This window comes from Ramlibacter sp. MAHUQ-53 (assembly GCF_052600055.1).
On sequence record NZ_JBQWTS010000001.1, the window covers coordinates 648,449 to 669,574 of the forward strand.

Here is a 21,126-nt window from a genome sequence, read left to right on the forward strand (position 1 = left end):
CCGCACGCCGGGCCGCCCCCCCCTGGCGGGACCTCGCGCCGGGGTCGCGCCATGAGCCTTCGCCTGCTGGCGCTCCCGCCCGAGGCCACCGGCCGGCTGTGGCTGTCGTCCATGCCCGGGCGCTTCGAGCCGTGGACGCGCTTCGTTGCCGAGGCAGAGGCCGTGCGGCTCGGGCTGGTGGTGTGCCTCACCCCGCGCGAGGAGATCGCCGAGCTGTCGCCCGCCTACCACGCGGCCGTGGCGCGCGGCCGCCTGCCTTTCCGCTGGACGCTGCTGCCGATGCGCAATTTCGGGTTGCCCGAGGACCCGGCCGCCTTCCGCACCCAGGTGATGGACGTGGCCCGCCGCGTGCGCGAGGGCGAGTCGGTGCTGCTGCATTGCGCCGCCGGCCTGGGCCGCACCGGCTCGGCGGCGGCCTGCGTGCTCAAGTCCCTGGGGCTGGACACGCCGCAGGCCCTGGCGCGGGTGCGCGAGGCGGGCTCCAACCCGCAGAACGCCGAGCAGGCCGGCTTCGTCGACTGGTTCTGAAGCGTGCCGTCGGGTGGTGCGGGCCGGCGTCCTCTGGGCGACAGGCCTGCGCCCGGGGCGCACCGTATGCTGGCTGCGCGCCCCTGGCGGGAGGGCCCTCGCAGCCCCCCGGGCTGACGGGGTCCCCGGCGCTGCGACCCGGAGAAAAAGAGAAGGAGACCCCTTGAGCCTGCATTCCAAGCTCCTGCAGCGCGCCGCCGAAGGCCGCCCCATCCGCGTCGGCCTGGTCGGCGCCGGCAAGTTCGGCTCGATGTACCTCGCGCAGGTGCCGCGCACGCCCGGCGTGCACCTGGCCGGCATCGCCGACCTGTCCCCCGACGGCGCCCGCGCCAACCTGGCCCGCGTGGGCTGGGAGCCGGCACGCCTGGAGGCCGCCAGCCTGGACGCCGCGATCAGGTCCGGGGCCCTCACCCATGTGGGCGACGACTGGCTGGCCCTGGTGCGCCATCCCGCCATCGACGTGATCGTGGAGTGCACCGGCCACCCGGTGGCCGCGGTGGACCACTGCCTGGAAGCCTTCGCGCACGGCAAGCACGTGGTCAATGTGACGGTGGAGGCCGACGCCTTCTGCGGCCCGCTGCTGGCGCGCCGCGCCGCCGAGGCCGGCGTGGTGTACTCGCAGGCCTTCGGCGACCAGCCCGCCCTGATCTGCGACCTGGTGGACTGGGCCCGCACCTGCGGCTTCCCGGTGGTGGCCGCCGGCCGCGGCCACAAGTGGCTGCCGCACTTCTGCGAGTCCACGCCCGAGACGGTGTGGGGACACTACGGCCTCACCCCCGAGCAGGCCCGCCGCGGCGGCCTGAACCCGAAGATGTTCAACAGCTTCCTCGACGGCTCCAAGCCCAGCATCGAGAGCGCCGCGGTGTCGAATGCCACCGGCCTGGGCGTGCCCTCCGACGGCCTGCTGTACCCGCCGGCCAGCGTGGAGGACATCCCCTTCGTGACCCGACCGCGCAGCGAGGGCGGCGTGCTCGAACGCAAGGGGATGGTGGAGGTGATCTCGTCGCTGGAGCCCGACGGCCGCCGCATTCCCTACGACATCCGCATGGGCGTATGGGTCACGGTGGAAGGCGAGACCGAGTACATCCGCAACTGCTTCGAGGAGTACAACGCCCACACCGATCCCACCGGCCGCTACTTCACCCTGTACAAGCGCTGGCACCTGATCGGGCTGGAGGTCGGCCTGTCGGTGGCCTCGGTGGCCCTGCGCGGCGAGGCCACCGGCGTGGCCACGGCGTGGAATGCCGACGTGGTGGCCACCGCCAAGCGCGACCTCGCACCCGGCGACCTGCTGGATGGCGAGGGCGGCTACACCGTGTGGGGCAAGCTGCTGCCCGCAGACAAGTCGGTGCGCCTGGGCGGCGTGCCGCTGGGCCTGGCGCATGACGTCAAGGTGGTGCGCCCGGTACGCAAGGGCCAGGTCGTGACCTGGGACGACGTGGCCATGGACACCGGTACGCGGGCCTGGCAGCTGCGCCGCCAGATGGAAGAATCCTTCAAGCCCGGCCAGTCGATCGGCGCCTGAGGCTGGGGCGGCCGCCCGGCGGCGGCGAGGGCCGCGGACGCGGCAGCGCGCTCAGGCCGGCAGCCGCTCGATCGCCTGGGAGGCCACGGCCTGCAATTGCGCCGGGGTGACGCGCTCCGGCGCGATCTCGGCCAGCGGCACCAGCACGAAGGCGCGCCCTGCCAGGCGCGGGTGCGGCACGGTGAGCGTGGGGGTGTCGATGCGCGCCTGCCCGTACAGCAGCAGGTCCAGGTCCAGGGTGCGTGGCGCGTTGAGGTACGGCCGCTCGCGGCCCGCCGCGTTCTCCAGCGCCTGCAGCTGCGCGAGCAGTTCGTGCGCGGGCAGCCGGGTGGCGAGGGCCGCGACCGCGTTGATGAAGTCCGGCCCCTGCGCCTCGTGCGGCGCAGTGCGGTACAGGGAGGAGGCGCGCAGCAGCGTGGTCTGCGGCAGGCGGCCGAGGGCCTCGAGGGCAAGGGCCACGGTGGCCCGGGCATCGCCGAGGTTGGCGCCCAGGCCTACGTAGGCGGTCACGGGGCCGGGCGTGTCCATGCGGGCCACCCGTGGGGGTCAGGCCTCGCCGCCGGACGGCGCGCCACCGCCCTCGCCGGCCGGCTTGCGGCGGCGGCGGCGGCGCTTCTTGGGCGCGGCGCCATCGCCCTCGGCGCCTTCGCTGCCGGCGTCGCCGGGATCGCGCCGCTCGCCAGCCTCGCCGACCTCACGGGGCTCGCGGGGTTCACGCCGCGCCGGCGCGGCGCGGCCGCCCTCGCCCTCCGGCGCTGCGGGCTTGACGCGGTGCACGCGTCGCCCGCCCTTGCCCTGCTCCTCGCGGGCCTGTGCCAGGAGGTCCTCGCGGGCGTTGTCGTCGGCCACGCTGAACTCTTGCCACCAGTCGGCCAGCACCACGTCGACCTCGCCGATGTCGGCGCGCAGGCGCATGAAGTCGAAGCCGGCACGGAAGCGGGGCTGCTCCACCAGGCTGAAGGGGCTGCTGCCGGTGCGCTTGTCGAAGCGCGGCTGCATCATCCAGATCTCGCGCATGTCGGCGCCGAGCTTGCCGCGGCCCGAGACGTCGCCGATGCGCGAGTCGAACACCTCGTCGATCGCATCCTGCAGCGCCGGGAACGGCGGCACGCGCTGGGCCTGGCGCCTGGCCCAGCCTTCGCGCACGTCGGCCCAGAGCACGGCGGCGAGCAGGAAGCTCGGGGCCACCGGCTTGCCCTCGCCCACGCGGCGGTCGGTGTCGGCCAGCGCGGCGCGCACGAAGGGCTGGCCGGCGCGCTCGACCACCAGGTCCAGCAGCGGGTAGATGCCGCGCTCCATGCCCAGGACCTTGAGCTGCTCGATGGTGGCCAGCGCGTGGCCCGTCTGCAGCAGCTTGAGCATCTCGTCGAACAGGCGGCTTTGCGGCACGTCCTGCAGCAGCTTCAGGCAGGCCTTCAGCGGCGCGGCCGTCTTCGACTCCAGCTTGAAGCCCAGGGGCGACAGCTTGGCCGCGAAGCGCACCGCGCGGATGATGCGCACCGGGTCCTCGCGGTAGCGGGTGGCGGCGTCGCCGATCATGCGAAGCAGCTTCTTCTTCGCGTCCTCGATGCCGCCGTGGTAGTCGACCACCACCTGCGTCTGCGGGTCGTAGTACATCGCGTTGACGGTGAAGTCGCGGCGGGTGGCGTCCTCGTCCTGCGGGCCCCAGACGTTGTCCCGCAGCACGCGGCCGCTGGCGTCCACCGCGTGCTTCATGCCGGCCAGTTCGCTCTTGCTGGTGCGCTCGTTGCCGGCGACCTGTTCGGCCGCGGCGTTGTCCATGTAGGCGCGGAAGGTCGAGACCTCGATCACCTCGTGCTCGCGCCCGCGGCCATGGACGACGTGCACGATGCGGAAACGCCGGCCGATGATGAAGGCGCGGCGGAACAGGCCCTTGACCTGTTCGGGCGTGGCGTTGGTGGCGACGTCGAAGTCCTTGGGCCGCAGGCCCAGGAGCAGGTCGCGCACCGCGCCGCCGACGATGTAGGCCTCGTAGCCCGCGCCCTGGAGGGTGCGCACCACGTTGACGGCGCGCTCGTCGACCAGCGACGGGTCGATGCCGTGCTGGTCGCGGGCGATCTCGCGGCGCTTGCCGAATTTCGGCTTGCTGCCGCTGCCGCCCAGGAGGCGGTCGATGAGTTTCTTGATCATGTGAACAGGTCGAGGATGGGCCAGCCCCGCTCGGAGGCGATGGCGCGCAGGCGCGCGTCGGGGTTGGTGGCCACCGGGTGGGATACCTTCTCCAGCAGGGGCAGGTCGTTCATGGAGTCGGAGTAGAAGGTCGCGTCCACGTCGTCCCAGGACAGGCCCCGGTCCGACAGCCAGAGCTCCATCCGGGCCACCTTGCCGGCGCGCATGGAGGGGATGCCGTCGATCTCGCCGGTGATCCAGCCCGAGGTGTCGCGGGCCAGCTGCACCGCGATCAGCTCCGGCACGCCGAACAGGTCGGCGATCGGGCGGGTGACGAACTCGTTGGTCGCGGTGACGATCATCACGTGGTCGCCGGCGTCCTGGTGCTTGCGGACCAGGTCCAGCGCCTGCGGGCGCAGGGCCGGGCGGATCACCCGGGCGATGAAGTCCTCGCGCGCGGCCAGTGCGGCGGCCTCGCCACGCAGGCGGATCGCCTCGGTGGCGAAGCGCACGTACTCGTGCACGTCGAGGGTGCCGGCCTGGTAGTCGGCGAAGAACTGGTCGTTGCGGGCCTTGAAGTGGCCCGGGTCGCACCAGCCGATCTCCAGGGTGTACTGGCCCCAGGAGTAATCGGAATCGATCGGCAGCAGGGTGTGGTCGAGGTCGAACAGGGCGAGTTTCACTCGTTCTCCAGCATGGAGCGGATCAGGGGGATGGTGATGGCGCGCTTGGTCTGCAGGGCGTAGTGGTCCAGGTGGTCCAGCAGCTGCATCAGGCTGCCCAGGTCGCGGGAAAAGCGATTGAGCATCCAGTCCATGACCTCGTCGGAGAGGAAGACGCCGCGGTCGTCGGCGGCCTGGCGCAGCACCGCGCGGCGCTCGGGCTCGGACAGCACGTGCAGCTGGAACACATGGCCCCAGCCCAGGCGGGTGCGCAGGTCCTCGCGCAGCTTCAGGTCGGCCGGCGGCACCTCGCCGGCGGCGAGCACCGCGCGCTGGTGGGTCTGGGCGTTGACGAACCAGTTGAACGCGGCGTGCTGCTGCACCGCGGTGTAGAGGTGGGTGTCGTCCATGAGCACCACCGCCCAGCGCTCGTCGAACTCGGGCGGCTCGGCCATCGTGGCGTCGAGCCAGCCGACCGAGGCGCCCTGCTCGCGCAGGGCTTCGGCCACCGCCTTGAGCAGGTGGGTCTTGCCGCTGCCGCCCTCGCCCCACAGGTAGGTGGGCACGGGCGAACGGGTCGGGCTGCCGCACCACAGCTTGAGGTGCGACAGGGCCGCCTCATTGGGGCCGGCGCAGAAGCCGGCCAGCGTGGGGCCGCGGGCCAGGCCGATGTCCAGCGCGATCTGTTTCATGCGGCGGGGGCGCCGGATCGGGGCGCTGGAGTCGAAAGCATCAGGGGGCGCGGGTGTGGAAAGTAAAATCGGCCAAATTCTATCGGTCCCCATGACACAAGCTCCTCTCTCCTACAAAGACGCCGGCGTGGACATCGACGCCGGTGATGCCCTCGTCGAGCGCATCAAGCCCCTGGCCAAGAAGACCCTGCGCGAGGGCGTGATGGCCGGCATCGGCGGCTTCGGCGCCCTGTTCGAGGTGCCCAAGCGGTACCAGGAGCCGGTGCTGGTCTCCGGCACCGACGGCGTGGGCACCAAGCTCAAGCTGGCCTTCGAGTGGGACATGCACGACACCGTCGGCATCGACCTGGTGGCCATGAGCGTGAACGACGTGCTGGTGCAGGGCGCCGAGCCGCTGTTCTTCCTGGACTACTTCGCCTGCGGCAAGCTGCACGTGGACACCGCTGCCGCCGTGGTCGGCGGCATCGCCCGCGGCTGCGAGGAATCGGGCTGCGCCCTGATCGGCGGCGAGACGGCGGAAATGCCCGGCATGTACCCCGACGGCGAGTACGACCTGGCCGGCTTCTGCGTGGGCGCGGTGGAAAAGAGCAAGATCCTCACCGGCAAGGACGTCAAGCCCGGTGACGTGGTGCTGGGCCTGGCCTCCGCCGGCGTGCACTCCAACGGCTTCTCCCTGGTGCGCAAGTGCATCGACCGCGCCGCCGGCCACCTGCCCGCCACGCTGGACGGCAAGCCGTTCCGCGAGGCCGTCATGGCCCCCACCCGCCTGTACGTGAAGAACGTGCTGGCCGCCCTGGCCCAGCACCCGATCAAGGCGCTGGCCCACATCACCGGCGGCGGCCTGCTGGAAAACATCCCGCGCGTGCTGCCCGAGGGCACGGCCGCCCACCTGAAGAAGGGCTCCTGGCCGCAGACCGAGCTGTTCGCCTGGCTGCAGAAGACCGCCGCCATCTCCGACTACGAGATGAACCGCACCTTCAACAACGGCATCGGCATGGTGGTGGTGGTCGACGCCGCCCACGCTGCGGCCACCGCGGCCACCCTGCGTTCGCTGGGCGAGTCGGTCCACGAGATCGGCGCCATCGCCGAGCGCGGCGGCGGCGCCCCGGTCGAAGTGCTGTAAACGGGGGTCAGCCCGGCGCGCGCCGCAACGCGGCGACGCGCTCGGCGATCAGGTCGATGTCCAGGGCGTCCTGGGCATTGGCCAGGTAAACCTCCAGGTCCGCCACGGCGCGCTGGGTGTGGCCCTGTTCAGCATGGGCCAGGCCGCGGTCGCGCCATTCGCCCCAGGCCTCGGGCAGCAGGATCACCAGCCGGTCCTGCACCGCCACCAGGCGCGCCCAGTCCTCCTGGGCCCGGTGGATCTCCTTCAGGTTGCGCAACATGCGGGCCACGATGTCCCGCGGCGGCGCCGACTGCAGGTACAGCCCCAGCGGCACGTCGAACTCCCCGGTCAGCCCGCTGCGGCGCTTGTACGGCTCCAGCCGCTCGGCCAGCTCCTCGCGCGAGAGCGAGTGGCCGGTGAACGGATCGATCACCACCTGCCCCTTGGGCAGGTTGACCTTGGCCATGAAATGCCCTGGGAAGCACACGCCGCGCGCGTGCAGCCCCAGCCCCTGGGCCAGCTCCACCCACAGCACCGCCAGCGAGATCTGGATGCCGCGGCGCGTGCGCATCACCACGTGCAGGTAGCTGTTGTCGGGGTCGCAGTAGTCGTTGACGTTGCCGCCGAAGCTCAGGTCCCGGAAGAAGAACTGATTGAGCATGCGCAGCTTGTGCAGAGGCGGCGCATCGGCCGCCAGGCGCCGTCGCAGGCGGGCGAGCATCTGGTCGACGTCGTCCAGGACCTGCTGGACGTCGAACTCGGGGTATTCGTCCTGGGCGAGGCTGGCGGCGGCCTCCAGCAGGGGGAAGTGCTCGTCGCTGGCCACCAGAGCCCGGAAGTACTCGAGGGGCGTCGGCGGCGAGAGGTTCAACTGCATGCGGAAGTTGTATGCGCGACCTTGGGCCGCGTCAAGCAGGGCAAGCTGCGTTTCAGCGCGCGAGCAACTGCCGCAGCTTCAGGCCGGCCACCCACAGGGCGCCGAAGTAGATGGCACCCGAGGCCGCCAGCAGGCCCGCCAGGGTGGCCACCCGCTGCCCGGGCTGGGCGCGCAGCGCCACCCAGTCGAACGAGCCGCCGGCCCACAGCAGGAACACCGCCAGCAGCACCGTGGCCGCCAGCACCTGCAGCAGGAAGCGGCCCCAGCCCGGCGAAGGCCGCCAGCTGCCGCGGCGGCGCAGGCCCGCGAGCAGCCAGCCCGCATTGAGCAGCGCCCCCAGGCCGATGGACAGGGCGAGGCCGGCATGCTGCAGCGCGGGCACCAGCACCACGTTCAGCAGCTGCGTGACCACCAGCACCACGATGGCGATGCGCACCGGCGTGCGGATGTCCTGGTTGGCGTAATAGCCGGGCGCCAGCACCTTGATCGCCACCAGCCCCAGCAGGCCGGCGCCGTAGCCGGCCAGGGCGACGGACACCTGGGCCACGTCGTGGCCGGTGAAGGCGCCGTAGTGGAACAGCGTGGCCGCCAGGGGCTGGGCGAACACCAGCAGGGCCACCGAGCTGGGCACCGCCAGCAGCACCACCAGGCGCAGGCCCCAGTCCAGCATGGACGAATAGCGCTGCGTGTCGGCCTTGGCATGGGCCGCGGCCAGCTGGGGCATCAGCACCACGCCCAGGGCCACGCCGAGCAGCGCGGTGGGGAATTCCATCAGCCGGTCGGCGTAACTGAGCCAGGTGACGCTGCCATGCGGCAGCCAGGAGGCGATCTGGGTGTTGATCAGCAGGGAGATCTGGGCCACCCCCACCCCGAGCAGGGCCGGCAGCATCTTGCGGCCCACCCCCCGGGTGCCGGGGTGGGCCCAGGCCGCGCGCAGGCGCGCCCAGGTCAGGCCGATGCGGGGCAGGTACCCCATGCGGGCCAGGGCCGGCACCTGCACCGCCAGCTGCAGCACGCCGCCGGCCATGACACCCGCGGCCATGGCGTAGATCGGCTCGATGCCCCAGCCGGCGAAGGCCGGCGCCCCCTTCCAGGCGGCGAGGATCATGCACAGGTTCAGCAGCACCGGCGTGGCCGCCGGCGCGGCGAAGCGCTTCCAGGTGTTCAGGATCCCGGCCGACAGGGCCACCATCGACATGAACCCGATGTAGGGGAACATCCAGCGGGTCATGAAGACCGCCGCCTCCATGGCGCGCGGGTCCTTCTGGAAGCCGCTGGCCATGGCCCAGACCAGCACCGGCGCGCCGGCCACGCCGACCACGCAGGTGGCCACCAGGGCCCAGGCCAGGGCGGTGGCTACATGGTCCACCAGGGCATGGGTGGCGGCCTCGCCCTCGCGCTCCTTCACATGGGCCAGGGCCGGCACGAAGGCCTGGCTGAAGGCGCCCTCGGCGAACAGCCGGCGGAACAGGTTCGGGATGCGGAAGGCGACGTTGAACGCGTCGGTCAGCGCCGAGGCGCCGAAGGCCGAGGCCATGAGCAGGTCGCGCACCAGGCCCGTGACGCGGGAAGCCAGGGTCAGCAGGGAGACGGTGGAGGCGGCTTTGAAGAGGCTCACGCGCCGAGTTTACCGGGGCCCCACGGCATGGTCTGGGCAGTTCGGCCGGCCTGGAGTACAATGGAGGGCTTTGCTGGCATCATCCTCAGACACCTAAAGGATTTTTGAAATGGCTTCTGGAAAACCCAAGAAGAAGAACCCCCGCCTGGCATCGGGCCGCAAGCGCGCCCGCCAGGACGTCAAGCTCAACGCCGCCAACTCCTCGCTGCGCTCCAAGTACCGCACCGTGGTGAAGAACGTGGAAAAGGCCGTCGCCGCCGGCGACAAGGCCAAGGCCACCGAACTGTTTGCCAAGGCCCAGTCGGTCATCGACTCCGTGGCCGACAAGGCGATCTTCCACAAGAACAAGGCTGCTCGCGACAAGAGCCGCCTGTCCGCCAAGGTCAAGGCCCTGGCACTCGCCGCCGCCTAAGCACCCGCTTGGGCATTCGCACGGGCCCTCACCGGCCCGCCGTTTGAACCGGGTGCGCTGCCAGCAAAGCAAAAAAGAAAAACCGCCTTCGGGCGGTTTTTTCGTTTCCGGGGTTACCGGGTCCGGGGCAAGGGGCCGGGTCGACCCAGGCCCGCCCTCCCCGCCTGGCCGCGGCCCTACTTCGCGGGCTCGTCGGGGATCAGGCAGGCCTCGGAGACCTGCAGGTCGTTGTCCTTGGCGAAGTTCATGAGGAAGTCCCAGGCCATGGGCTCGAAGTCGCGCAGTTCGCGGTTCACGACCACGCACTTGACGCCGCCGATGACGGTGGGGATGCACCAGGGGGAGTAGCTCAGGTGGCTGCCGGGATGGGCGCCGCCGGGGCGGAACGAGCTCATGACACCGGCCAGACGCTCCGCCCAGTCACTCGGGCGGAAGGTGCGCCCCTGGCTGGTGATGCCCTGGATGAAGACTTCTTTGGCAGCGTTAGAGACCATCTGGATCAGGGGTGGTTTGCACGCCGCGGCCAGGGATCGCCTGTCTGCCGCAGCGCTCAAGAATTATATCTTATATAAGACTTGCCGACCCCGCGCGGCGGGGGCCGCGGCGGGCCCGGGCGTGTCATCAGTGATTAGCACGACCTGTGCCTAAAATCGACCCTCGGCGGCTCAATTCGTTGGGCCGATTTTGTTTTTGGAGAGGATTGCAATGGCTCACATCGAGGCCGCGTCGCCGCATGTCATGAACACCTACGGGCGCCTGCCCATCGCCCTGTCGCACGGCAAGGGAGTGCGCCTGTGGGACGTGAACGGCAAGCAGTACCTCGACGCGCTGGGCGGCATCGCCGTCAACACCCTGGGCCATGGGCACCCCCGGCTGGTGCCGGCGCTGCAGGACCAGGTGGCCAAGATGATCCACTGCAGCAACTACTACCACATCCCCGACCAGGAACGCCTGGCGGCCAAGCTGGTGGAACTGTCCGGCCTGACCAACGCCTTCTTCTGCTCCAGCGGCCTGGAGGCCAACGAGGCGGCCCTGAAGCTGGCGCGCAAGTGGGGCCATGACAAGGGCATCACGAACCCCAAGATCGTGGTCTACGAGAAGGCCTTCCACGGCCGCAGCATCGCCACCCTCTCGGCCACCGGCAACCCCAAGGTGCAGGCCGGCTTCGGCCCGCTGGTGGAGGGCTTCATCCGCGTGCCGCTGAACGATATCGAGGCGCTGAAGAAGGCCACCGAGGGCGACAAGGACGTGGTGGCCGTCTTCTTCGAGACCATCCAGGGCGAAGGCGGCGTGAACCCGATGCGCGCCGAGTACCTGCGCCAGGTGCGCGCCCTGTGCGACCAGAAGGACTGGCTGCTGATGATCGACGAGGTGCAGTGCGGCATGGGCCGCACCGGCAAGTGGTTCGCGCACCAGTGGGCCGGGATCAAGCCCGATGTCATGCCGCTGGCCAAGGGCCTGGGCTCGGGCGTGCCGATCGGCGCGGTGGTGGCCGGCCCCAAGGCCGCCAACATCTTCCAGCCGGGCAACCACGGCACCACCTTCGGCGGCAACCCGCTGGCCATGCGCGCCGGCGTGGAGACCATCCGCATCATGGAGGAGGACGGCCTGCTGGAGAACGCCGCCCGCGTGGGCGCGCACCTGAAGTCGGCCCTGGAGCGCGAGCTCGCCGGCGTGGCGGGCGTGAAGGAGATCCGCGGCCAGGGCCTGATGATCGGCGTCGAGCTGGCCAAGCCCTGCGGCGTGCTGGTGCAGCGCGCCGCCGACGCCGGCCTGCTCCTGAGCGTGACCGCCGACACCGTGGTGCGCATGGTGCCCGCCCTGATCCTCACCCAGGCCGAGGCCGACGAGATCCTGGGCACCCTGGTGCCGCTGATCAAGGCCTTCCTGGCCGAATGACCTTCCTGCGACCATGACGATCCGGCACTACCTGCAGTTCACCGACTTCACGGCCGACGAGTACGCCTGGCTGTTCCAGCGCGCGGCCATCATCAAGGCCAAGTTCAAGGCCTACGAGAAGTACCACCCGCTGGCCGACCGCACGCTGGCGATGATCTTCGAGAAGGCCTCCACGCGCACCCGCGTGAGCTTCGAGGCCGGCATGTACCAGCTGGGGGGCAGCGTGGTCCACCTGACCACCGGCGACAGCCAGCTGGGCCGCGCCGAGCCGATCGAGGACTCGGCCCGGGTGATCAGCCGCATGGTCGACCTGGTGATGATCCGCACCTTCGGCCAGGACAAGATCGAGCGCTTCGCCTCGCACTCGCGGGTGCCCGTGATCAATGGCCTGACCAACGAGTTCCACCCCTGCCAGATCATGGCGGACATCTTCACCTTCATCGAGCACCGCGGCTCGATCCAGGGCAAGGTGGTCGCCTGGGTGGGCGACGGCAACAACATGGCCAACACCTGGCTGCAGGCCGCCGAGCTCCTGGGCTTCACCGTGCACCTGAGCACGCCCAGCGGCTACGAGGTCGACCAGTCGGTGGCCGGCGTGCGCGGCACCGGCAGCTACAAGGTGTTCAAGGACCCGCTGGAAGCCTGCAAGGGCGCCGACCTGGTGACCACCGACGTCTGGACCAGCATGGGCTACGAGGCCGAGAACGAGGCGCGCAAGAAGGCCTTCGCCGACTGGTGCGTCGACGCCGGCATGATGGCCGTGGCCAAGCCCGACGCGCTGTTCATGCACTGCCTGCCTGCCCACCGCGGCGAGGAGGTCGAGGCCGAGGTGATCGACGGCCCGCAGTCGGTCGTCTGGGACGAGGCCGAGAACCGCATGCACGTGCAGAAGGCGCTCATGGAGTACCTGCTGCTCGGGCGCGTCGCCTGACCGGCCTGGATCGCCTCGCGTGGCCGACGTCCATCCCTGCCTCACCTGCGGCGCCTGCTGCGCCAGCTTCCGGGTGGACTTCGCGGCCGACGAACTCGACGAGCAGTTCGGCCGCGTGCCCTCGGGCCTGGCGGTGCCGGTGACCGCCCACACCTGCCGCATGCGCGGCACCGACCACTCGCCCCCGCGCTGCGCGGCGCTCACCGGCCAGGTGGGCGTGAAGGCCGCCTGCGGCATCTACGAGTGGCGCCCCTCCCCCTGCCGCGAGTTCGAGGCCGGCAGCGACGCCTGCGCCCGGGCCCGCGCGCGCCACGGCCTGCCGGCGCTGGAAGGCCCGCTGCACTGAGCGCCGCGGGCGCGCACCGCCCACACGCCCCGGCTAGTCCACGTTCACCGTGACCCGCAGGAAAGTCGCCGGGATCACGGTGGTGGCGGCGCTGCCGCTGGTGTTGTGCCGGGCGAACAGGTCCTCGAGCTGCTCGCGCAGTTCCTCGGTGCGCTCGGTCTTCTCCGCGGCCTCGAAGGCATTCATCGTCGGCCCGTAGAAGCGGCGGAAGTGGTCCACGAAATCGGTGGGCGAGCCCGGGTGGCGGAAGGTGTAGGTGTCACGGACGAACTCGATGCGCTGCGCCGGCACGCCGGCGGCGCCGAAGCGCTCGATGACGTTGGCCTCCACGCCCCAGGTCATGGGGCTGATGAAGCCCTCGGGCGGCGGCGGCGAGAACGCGGCGCTGGTCTTGAGCAGCTGCGCCACCAGGGTCGGGTCGTTGGGGATCCAGTTGCCCATGACGATGCGCCCGCCCCGGCGCGTCACCCGCACCATGGACTTCGCCGCGTCGAACGGGCGCGGGGCGAACATCGCGCCGAAGATGCTCACGACGCGGTCGAAGTGGCCGTCCGGCAGGCCCTGCAGGTCGCAGGCGTCGCCGTGCTCGAAGCGGCAGTTCGCCAGGCCGGCCTCCTCGGCGCGCCGGCGGCCGGCCGCCACCAGCGGGGTGGAAATGTCCACGCCCAGCACGTCGGCGCCGGCGCGGGCCGCCGGCAGCGCGGTGGTGCCATCGCCGCAGCCCAGGTCCAGCACCTTCATGCCGGGCGCGATGCCGATCGCGCGCACGAGGTCCTCGCCGCTTTCGCGCATCGCCGCCGCGATGCGCGTGAAATCGCCCTTCTCCCACAACGCCTGGTTCGGATTCATGTGACCGCTCCTTGCTGATGGCACCGGGACAGCCCCGGCGCCAACGCGCACGGTACCCCCGGGGGGCATGAAAGCGAAGCTACTGAAGAGTTACAGGATGTGAGCGGCCGGCGCCTGCGAGGACCCGGACCTGCGCACGTCAGGACGACTTGGCCGCGGGGGCCACCAGGCGGCCCACCTGCTCCAGCATCGGCCGCAGGAGGCTCTCGAGCACCGGGCGCAGCGCCAGGGCCGGCAGGTGCTCCCGCTCGAGTTCGCGAACCTCGTCCGCCAGGAATTCCTGGTAATCCTTCAAATCCTCGAGCTTGTCGCTGACCCAGGCGGCGTCGGGTGGCGTGATCCGGGACAGCGGCTCCAGGCCCCTGCGCGCCTGCCACGCGCGGTACAGGGCCACCAGGCCTTGCGCCGCCTCGACCTGGCGGGCGAGACGTTCGCCCGGTTCCCGGCCCTCCCCCTCGTTCCCCGCCTCCAGGATGCGCGCCACCACTTGCCGGCGGGCGAAGGCGAAGTCCGGGCGGCCCACGCCGTCGCCCTGGAGCTCGATCACGGCGGCCATGAGGTCGATCCGCGTCTCGAAGGACAGGCGCAGCGTGGCCGCCGTCCCGAGCCAGCGGGCGGGCCTGGGCGCGTCGTGGGACCACAGCGTGAGGACCAGCCGTGCCAGGCGGACCTTCTCCCGCTCGGTGAAGTCCTCGCTGCCCATGAGGCTGTCGCACAGCGGGTCGTCGGCGCACTCGGTCGCCAGCGCCTGGAACCGGGCGGCGACGGTGAGCCATTCGCCCTCGGCCCATCCGGCCCCCTCGCCCTCACCCTGGTACCGCAGGGACTGGTCGAACAGGCCGAACGCCAGCCACTGCGCATCCGTGACATGCCCATCGCCCCAGGAGACGAATTCCTCGAGGACGTCACGCCAGGCCCCGAGGGGAAACGTCCGCGGGACGAGGTGCAGGACGCCCGCCAGCACGTGCGGCAGGTCGGGGTTCTGCGTCAGGCCCTCGGGGGTCGCGGCCACCAGCCGATCGAGCAGCCGCGAGCACAGCGTCGGCGTCTCGGCGTCCTCGTCGGGCTGGCGTTCCAGCATCACCAGGAGCTGCGCCGCGTCACGCGCCCCCTCCCCGCCGGCCCGCAACCGCTCCAGGGCCCAGGCGCGCGCCTGCGGCGTCTGGGTCGGCGTGAGGGCATCGAGGAGGTGGCCCCACCAGAAGCCCTCCTGCGCCCAGGTGCGCAGCGCCGCCACCAGGGCAGCGTGCGGGTCCTCGCCGCGCGCCGCCAGGGCCTCGAACGCCGAAGCCAGGGCGCGGGCCAGGTCCACCTGCAGGACGTCGTCGGCCGGGTCATGGGCCAGGCGCATCACGTGGGCGAGGGTCCATGCCACCGGCTGCCCGCAGGCCGCGGCCATGCAGGCAAGGGGCTCGCCGGCCTGCGCCTGGGCGGCCCATTCGTCCCGCCCCAGGAGGGCCTCGCCACGGGCGAGGGCGGCATGGAACTGGCCCAGCCACGCGGCGGCGCGGGCCGCGGGGACGGGGGCCGGCAGGCAGGCCGAGACGGTCCCCTGCATCAGTGACACCAGGTCGGGCAGCGCCCGGCCGGGGCAGGACAGCAGCAGGGCATCGAACAACCGGTCCTGCGAATCGCTGTCGATCGCGTCGCCGCCCAGTTGCGTGGCGACCTTCCGCCCGGCGGACGCGATGGACGCCGCCTGGCCCGTCTCCAGGGCCCGGGCGAACACCCGGGCGCAATCCTGCGCCGTGGCGAGCGACGGGCCCCCCCACACGGCGCGGGCCTGCTTCGGGTCTTCGGGCGGCGTGGCCTGCGCCTCGGCCTTGCGCTTGGCGCCGGGCCCGCGCGCGGGCAGGGCCTCGGCCTTGCGCCCCTGGACCGGGAGCGCCTCCTCGTCCGCCGCGGCCACCGGGTAGCGGGCGGGACGCGGCACACAGGACTGCGCCTCGCGCCGGGAATCCGGCCATACCGGCCGGCCCTTGGAGTCGGCGGGGCGCACGCCCGCGGACTTGCCGTCACCGGAGGAGGAAGGTCCGGACGGCGGCCGTCCGGCGTAGGGGTTGAACGTGGTCTCTCTGACAGCCATGGGCGGCATCTCCTGCAAGGTCGGCCACCATGGCGCGACCCGCGAGGTGTGGCCGGAGCCGTCACCGGGTTCCCGGCCGGGCGCGACCCGTCAGCCGTACAGCCAGGGCTGGTCCATCAGCCGCGCCCCCAGCCCGCGCAGGGCCAGGTCGCGCGCCAGCCGCACCGGGCCGGTGGCATGGAAGATGGTCCCGTTGCGCAGCGCGCGCCGCTGCACGCGGGCCACCCGCTGCCAGCGCCCGAGCGCGTAGCGTTGCAGGGCGTCGGGCACGTCCAGCACGCGGTCGGTGACCGCCTGCAGGCTGCGGCCCAGCTCGAAGGCATCCTCCAGCGCCATCGCGGCGCCCTGCGCGAGGTAGGGGCGCATCGGGTGCGCCGCATCCCCCAGCAGGGCCACGCGGCCGAGCGCCATCTGGTGCGCGCCGGCCACCGGGTCGCGGTCATGCAGCACCCACAGGCCCCAGGACGGCACCGCCTGCAGCGCCTCCTGCAGGCGGGCGCAGGCCGGGCCCATCGCGGCCCGGAGGCGGTCGACGGTGCCGGGCAGGTCCCAGCCGAAGCGCTCGCCGTCGACGGACTGCTGCACCACGCACACCACGTTCAGCACCGCGCCGCCGCGCACCGGGTAGGTCACGGCGTGCAGGCGCGGGCCGAGCCAGGCGGTGACCTCGCCGCCGCCCGCGCCGGCCTGCCAGGGGGCCGGCAGGTCGGCCAGCGTGGCCAGGCCGCGGTAGGCCACATGGTCGGAGGGCCGGGCCGGGCCGTCGCCCAGGAGCTGCTGGCGGGCCACGCTCCACAGGCCGTCGCAGGCCGCCAGGGCATCGGCCTGCGGCGCCTCGCGCCCGTCCAGGCGCAGGCCCACCGCCGCGCCCTCCTCGAGGAAGCCGGCGATGCGCACGCCCGGATGCAGCCCCACCTCCAGGCCGCCCACGGCCTGCAGCAGCGCGCCATGCAGGTCGGCGCGGTGCATCGTGAGGTAGGGCGCGCCGTAGCGGCGCTCGAAATCGGTGCCCAGCGGCAGGCTGGCGATCTCGCGGCCGGTGAGCGCGTCGCGCGTGACCAGGCGGCGCGGGGCGCAGGCGATGTCCTTGACCAGCGGCAGCACGTCCCAGGCGCGCAGCACCCGGGTGGCGTTGGGCCCGAGCTGCAGGCCCGCGCCCACCTCGGAGAAATGCGGCGCCTGCTCGAACACGCGGGCCATCCAGCCCGCGCGCACGGCGGCCAGCGCAGCGGCCAGGCCGGCGATGCCGCCCCCCGCGACCAGCAGGTCGCGGCTCACGCGCCAGCCCCCGCGCCCGGCACGGCGTGTGCGTCGCTGCGCCGCGGGGCGGCGTTCGCCGGCTCGGGGCGGCCCGGCGCGGCGCTCATGCGGACGCCATGCGGGAGACCGGCTGCGCGAGCAGCTGCCGCAGCACGTAGGGCAGGATCCCGCCGTGGCGGTAGTAGGCCACCTCGATCGGGGTGTCGATGCGCAGCGTGACCACCACCTCCTGGCGGCGGCCGTCGGCGCGGGTGATGGCCAGCGTGGCGTCGCTCTGCGGGGCCAGCTGCGGGTCGGGCAGGACGTCGATGCGCTCGCTGCCGTCCAGGCCCAGCGACTGCCAGCTGTCATCGCCCTTGAACTGCAGCGGCAGCACGCCCATGCCCACCAGGTTGCTGCGGTGGATGCGCTCGAAGCTGCGGGCGATCACCGCCTTGATCCCGAGCAGCAGCGTGCCCTTGGCCGCCCAGTCGCGAGAGGAGCCGGTGCCGTACTCCTCGCCGGCGAAAACGACGGTGGGCAGCCCCTGTGCCATGTACTTCATGGCCGCATCGTAGATGAACATCTTCTGCACGTTGCCCGCGTCGTCGCGGTGGAGGGTGAAGCCGCCCTCCTCGCGCGAGCCGTCGGCCCCGGGCGGGATCATCAGGTTCTTGATGCGAACGTTGGCGAAGGTGCCGCGCACCATCACCTCGTGGTTGCCGCGGCGCGCGCCGTAGCTGTTGAAGTCGGCCTTGCCCACGCCGTGGGCGATCAGCCACTGGCCGGCCGGCGAGTGCTCCTTGATGGAGCCGGCCGGCGAGATGTGGTCGGTGGTGATGGAGTCGCCGAACAGCGCCATCACCCGCGCCCCCACGACCTTCACCGGCTCGCCGGCGGCCGGCGGCTGCGGGGTGAAGCCGTCGAAAAACGGCGGCTGCGCGATGTAGGTGCTGGCCGGCCAGTCGTAGACCTCGCCCGAGCCGCCCTGGATGCGCTCCCACAGCAGGCCCGGGTCGGACTGCACCCGCGCGTAGTTGGCGCGGTAGGCCTTGCCGTTCATGGCATGCCGCATCAGCGCATGGACCTCGTCGCTGGTGGGCCAGATGTCGCCGAGCCAGACGTCCTTGCCGTCCCGGCCGCGGCCCACCGGCTCGGTCATGAGGTCACGCAGCACCGTGCCGGCGATGGCGTAGGCCACCACCAGCGGCGGGCTGGCCAGGAAGTTGGCCTTGAGGTTGGGGTGGATGCGCGCCTCGAAGTTGCGGTTGCCCGAGAGCACCGCGGCGCATACCAGGTCGCTCTTGACGAGGGCCTCGTTGATCTCGGGCGCGAGGTCGCCGGCATTGCCGATGCAGGTGGTGCAGCCGTAGCCGGCCACGGTGAAGCCCAGTTCCTCCAGGTACGGCAGCAGGCCGGCCTTGACCAGGTACTCGGTGACGATGCGCGAGCCCGGCGCCAGCGAGGTCTTGATGTGGGGCGCCACCCGCAGGCCGGCCTTCACCGCCTTCTTCGCGAGCAGGCCCGCGGCCAGCATGACGCCGGGGTTGGAGGTGTTGGTGCAGCTGGTGATGGCGGCGATCAGCACGTCGCCGTTGCCGATGGTCACGTCCTGCACATGGCGCTCGCGCGGCGGCGCCTCGTGCACGGCCGACTGCAGGGTGGGCCTGTTGGCCTCCATCTCCTGCTCGTGGCGCGGCGCATGGGCGCGCGATGGCGGCGTGGCGGGCACCTTCGGGTCCCGGGCCTCGCCGCCCGCATGCACCAGGTGACGCGTGAGCAGGGTCTCGGCGGGCCGGTTGAAGCCGTTGGCGGCGGCGGGCTGGCTGTACAGCGTGGCGAACTGGCGCGCCACCTGGCCGATCTCGATGCGGTCCTGCGGGCGCTTGGGGCCCGCCAGGCTGGGGGCGACGCTGCCCAGGTCCAGCCGCACGACCTGCGAGTAGTCGACCTCGCCCGCCAGCGGGATGCCGAACATCTCCTGCGCCCGGAAGTACGCCTCCAGCGCCGCGACCTCGCCCTTGTCGCGGCCGGTACCCTCGAAGTAGGCGATGGTCTTGTCGTCCACCGGGAAGAAGCCCATGGTGGCGCCGTACTCGGGGGCCATGTTGCCCAGCGTGGCGCGGTCGGGGACGGCGAGCGTGCGCGCGCCCTCGCCGAAGAACTCCACGAACTTGCCCACCACCTTGTGCCGCCGCAGCAGCTCGGTCACGGTGAGCACCAGGTCGGTGGCGGTGCAGCCCTCGCGCAGGCGGCCGGAGAGTTCCACGCCCACCACGTCGGGCGTGAGGAAGTAGACCGGCTGCCCCAGCATCGCGGCCTCGGCCTCGATGCCGCCCACGCCCCAGGCCACCACGCCCACCCCGTTGATCATGGTGGTGTGGCTGTCGGTGCCGACCAGGGAGTCGGGGTAGTGGATGCCGTCCGCGTCGCGGTGCACGCCGCGGGCCAGGTACTCCAGGTTCACCTGGTGCACGATGCCGAAGCCCGGGGGCACGACGCCGAAGGTGTCGAAGGCCTGCATGCCCCACTTCATGAACTCGTAGCGCTCGCGATTGCGCTGGAACTCCAGGCGCATGTTCAGGTCGAGCGCGTCGCGGGTGCCGTAGTGGTCCACCATCACCGAGTGGTCCACCACCAGGTCCACCGGCACCAGGGGCTCGATGGCCCCGGGCGCGCGGCCCAGGCGGGCGGCGGCGCTGCGCATGGCGGCGAGGTCGGCCAGCAGGGGCACGCCGGTGAAGTCCTGCAGCACCACCCGGGCGACGGTGAAGGGAATCTCCTCGGTGCGCGGCGCCTGCGGTTGCCAGTTGGCCAGGGCGCGCACATGGCCGGGCGTGACCTTGAGCCCGTCGCAGTGGCGCAGCACCGACTCGAGGACGATGCGCAGGGAGTGCGGCAGGCGCGAAACGCCGGGGTACTCCGCGGCGAGCGCCGGCAGGCTGAACAGGCGCCCCCCGGTGGCGGACTTGCCGGCGCCGAGGCGCAGGGGACGCAGGGTGTGGGCGAATGCGTGGGTCATGGGGCGGGCCTCCCGGTCGTCGCAACCCGACGATTGTGCTCCCGCCCGCGCCGGCGCGGGGCGCCGCCCGCGCGGTCCCCGCCGGGCTCAGGCGTTGGCCGCCTCGAACTCCTGCATGTAGCCCACCAGCGCCTGCACGCCCTCGACCGACATGGCGTTGTAGATCGAGGCGCGCATGCCGCCCACCGAGCGGTGGCCCTTGAGCTGGATCAGGCCACGGGCCTTGGCGCCGGCCAGGAAGGCCTCGTCCAGCGCCGGGTTGGCGAGCCAGAACGGCACGTTCATCAGGGAGCGGTCGGCCGGGTCGATGGGGTTGCTGAAGAAGCGGCTGCCGTCGAGGAAGTCGTACAGCACCTTGGCCTTGGCGCGGTTGTGCGCCTCCATGGCGGTGACGCCGCCCATGGCCTTGACGTGCTTGAACACCAGGCCGGCGATGTAGATCGCGTAGGTCGGCGGGGTGTTGTACATGGAGCCGGCGTCGGCCTGGGTCTTGTAGTTGAAGACCTCGGGCGTGTAGGGCAGCGCGTGGCCCAGCAGGTCCTCGCGCACGATCACCACCGTCAGGCCCGAGGGGCCGATGTTCTTCTGGGCGCCGGCGTAGATCAGGCCGTACCTGGAGACGTCGATCGGGCGCGAGAGGATGTTCGAGGACATGTCGGCCACCAGGGGCACGTCGCCGGTGTCGGGCGTCCAGAAGTACTCCACGCCGCCGATGGTCTCGTTGGAGCAGATGTGGACGTAGGCGGCCTTCGGATCGATCTGCCAGGTCGACTGCGCCGGCGTACGCAGGTAGCGGCCGCCCTCCTCGCTGCTGGCGGCGATGCGGATGGTGCCGAAGTGCGCGGCCTCCTTGGCCGACTTCTTCGACCAGTCGCCGGAGACGACGTAGTCGGCCTGGCCGGTGCGGGCGATCAGGTTCATCGGCACGATGGCGTTCTCGCCGATGCCGCCGCCCTGCAGGAACAGCACCTTGTAGTTCGCCGGGATCGCCATCAACTCGCGCAGGTCGGCCTCGGCCTCCTCGAAGATGGAGATGAATTCCGGGCCGCGGTGGCTCATCTCCATGACGGACATGCCGGTGCCGCGCCAGTCCAGCATCTCGTCGGCGGCCTGGCGCAGGACGGCCTCGGGCAGGGTGGCGGGGCCGGGGCTGAAGTTGAAGACGCGGGTCATGGGAACGGGATCTCCGGGAATGCGGCGAAAGG

Annotated in this window: 19 protein-coding genes; 7 read left to right on the plus strand and 12 right to left on the minus strand. The window is 71.8% G+C overall.

Going from position 1 to position 21,126, the window contains the following annotated elements; translation table 11 throughout:
• Positions 1–51 precede the first annotated feature (51 nt).
• Both ACT80S_RS02910 and ACT80S_RS02915 read left to right on the plus strand, forming a co-directional pair.
• Positions 52–528, plus strand: a complete 477-nt coding sequence (locus ACT80S_RS02910) for a protein-tyrosine phosphatase family protein (protein WP_377412348.1) — start codon at positions 52–54, stop codon at positions 526–528.
• Between the two features lie 163 nt (positions 529–691).
• On the plus strand, positions 692–2,053 hold the full coding sequence (locus tag ACT80S_RS02915; protein WP_377412350.1) for an NAD(P)H-dependent oxidoreductase: 1,362 nt from the start codon (positions 692–694) through the stop codon (positions 2,051–2,053).
• Between the two features lie 51 nt (positions 2,054–2,104).
• Here the strand turns inward: ACT80S_RS02915 and folK are convergent, their stop codons facing one another.
• From folK to hda, 4 genes are read right to left on the minus strand one after another with little or no spacing between them, the layout of a single operon-like run.
• Complete coding sequence (gene folK / locus ACT80S_RS02920) at positions 2,105–2,581, minus strand: 2-amino-4-hydroxy-6-hydroxymethyldihydropteridine diphosphokinase (protein ID WP_377412351.1); 477 nt, start codon at positions 2,579–2,581, stop codon at positions 2,105–2,107.
• Between the two features lie 18 nt (positions 2,582–2,599).
• Entirely contained in the window at positions 2,600–4,204 is a 1,605-nt protein-coding gene (pcnB, locus tag ACT80S_RS02925) for a polynucleotide adenylyltransferase PcnB (RefSeq protein WP_377412354.1), read from the minus strand.
• A complete protein-coding gene (locus tag ACT80S_RS02930; protein WP_377412356.1) occupies positions 4,201–4,866 on the minus strand; it encodes an HAD family hydrolase in 666 nt (221 codons plus the stop codon). Before ACT80S_RS02930 ends, pcnB begins: the two co-directional genes overlap by 4 nt.
• Positions 4,863–5,537, minus strand: coding sequence for a DnaA regulatory inactivator Hda (gene hda, locus ACT80S_RS02935; RefSeq protein WP_377412359.1), 675 nt, complete (start codon positions 5,535–5,537; stop codon positions 4,863–4,865). Before hda ends, ACT80S_RS02930 begins: the two co-directional genes overlap by 4 nt.
• Before the next feature lie 91 nt (positions 5,538–5,628).
• Here hda and purM point away from each other — a divergent pair, with 91 nt between their 5' ends.
• Positions 5,629–6,660, plus strand: coding sequence for a phosphoribosylformylglycinamidine cyclo-ligase (purM, locus tag ACT80S_RS02940; RefSeq protein ID WP_377412362.1), 1,032 nt, complete (start codon positions 5,629–5,631; stop codon positions 6,658–6,660).
• 7 nt (positions 6,661–6,667) lie between these two features.
• Here the strand turns inward: purM and ACT80S_RS02945 are convergent, their stop codons facing one another.
• Positions 6,668–7,519: a SirB1 family protein gene (locus ACT80S_RS02945; protein WP_377412364.1), complete on the minus strand. Its 852-nt coding sequence runs from the start codon at positions 7,517–7,519 to the stop codon at positions 6,668–6,670.
• A 52-nt stretch (positions 7,520–7,571) separates the two neighbouring features.
• Positions 7,572–9,137 (minus strand): murein biosynthesis integral membrane protein MurJ, encoded by a 1,566-nt coding sequence (murJ, locus tag ACT80S_RS02950; protein WP_377412367.1) that lies wholly within the window; start codon positions 9,135–9,137, stop codon positions 7,572–7,574.
• Positions 9,138–9,246: 109 nt separating this feature from the next.
• On the opposite strand from murJ, the gene rpsT reads away from it, so the two are divergent.
• Positions 9,247–9,549 (plus strand): 30S ribosomal protein S20, encoded by a 303-nt coding sequence (gene rpsT, locus ACT80S_RS02955; RefSeq protein ID WP_377412370.1) that lies wholly within the window; start codon positions 9,247–9,249, stop codon positions 9,547–9,549.
• A 176-nt stretch (positions 9,550–9,725) separates the two neighbouring features.
• On the opposite strand, the gene ACT80S_RS02960 is transcribed toward rpsT, so the two are convergent.
• Positions 9,726–10,043, minus strand: a complete 318-nt coding sequence (locus ACT80S_RS02960) for a DUF3579 domain-containing protein (protein WP_377412373.1) — start codon at positions 10,041–10,043, stop codon at positions 9,726–9,728.
• Between the two features lie 211 nt (positions 10,044–10,254).
• Between ACT80S_RS02960 and ACT80S_RS02965 the strand changes: the two genes are divergently transcribed.
• From ACT80S_RS02965 to ACT80S_RS02975, 3 genes are read left to right on the plus strand one after another with little or no spacing between them, the layout of a single operon-like run.
• Positions 10,255–11,448: an aspartate aminotransferase family protein gene (locus ACT80S_RS02965; protein ID WP_377412376.1), complete on the plus strand. Its 1,194-nt coding sequence runs from the start codon at positions 10,255–10,257 to the stop codon at positions 11,446–11,448.
• Positions 11,449–11,461: 13 nt separating this feature from the next.
• Positions 11,462–12,379: an ornithine carbamoyltransferase gene (gene argF, locus ACT80S_RS02970; RefSeq protein WP_377412379.1), complete on the plus strand. Its 918-nt coding sequence runs from the start codon at positions 11,462–11,464 to the stop codon at positions 12,377–12,379.
• A gap of 19 nt (positions 12,380–12,398) precedes the next feature.
• Positions 12,399–12,725 (plus strand): YkgJ family cysteine cluster protein, encoded by a 327-nt coding sequence (locus tag ACT80S_RS02975; RefSeq protein WP_377412382.1) that lies wholly within the window; start codon positions 12,399–12,401, stop codon positions 12,723–12,725.
• A 33-nt stretch (positions 12,726–12,758) separates the two neighbouring features.
• Here ACT80S_RS02975 and ACT80S_RS02980 read toward each other — a convergent pair whose 3' ends face one another.
• The 5 genes from ACT80S_RS02980 to serC all read right to left on the minus strand — a co-directional run bounded on the left by ACT80S_RS02980 (position 12,759) and on the right by serC (position 21,094).
• Entirely contained in the window at positions 12,759–13,574 is an 816-nt protein-coding gene (locus tag ACT80S_RS02980; protein ID WP_377412384.1) for a class I SAM-dependent methyltransferase, read from the minus strand.
• 139 nt (positions 13,575–13,713) lie between these two features.
• On the minus strand, positions 13,714–15,660 hold the full coding sequence (locus tag ACT80S_RS02985; protein ID WP_377412387.1) for a hypothetical protein: 1,947 nt from the start codon (positions 15,658–15,660) through the stop codon (positions 13,714–13,716).
• A 90-nt stretch (positions 15,661–15,750) separates the two neighbouring features.
• Positions 15,751–16,938, minus strand: a complete 1,188-nt coding sequence (locus ACT80S_RS02990; RefSeq protein ID WP_377412390.1) for an FAD-dependent monooxygenase — start codon at positions 16,936–16,938, stop codon at positions 15,751–15,753.
• Between the two features lie 85 nt (positions 16,939–17,023).
• The gene (acnA, locus tag ACT80S_RS02995) at positions 17,024–19,921 is read right to left on the minus strand and encodes an aconitate hydratase AcnA (RefSeq protein WP_377412392.1); all 2,898 of its coding nucleotides are present in this window, start codon (positions 19,919–19,921) and stop codon (positions 17,024–17,026) included.
• An 87-nt stretch (positions 19,922–20,008) separates the two neighbouring features.
• Complete coding sequence (gene serC / locus ACT80S_RS03000) at positions 20,009–21,094, minus strand: 3-phosphoserine/phosphohydroxythreonine transaminase (protein WP_377412395.1); 1,086 nt, start codon at positions 21,092–21,094, stop codon at positions 20,009–20,011.
• Positions 21,095–21,126: the final 32 nt, after the last annotated feature.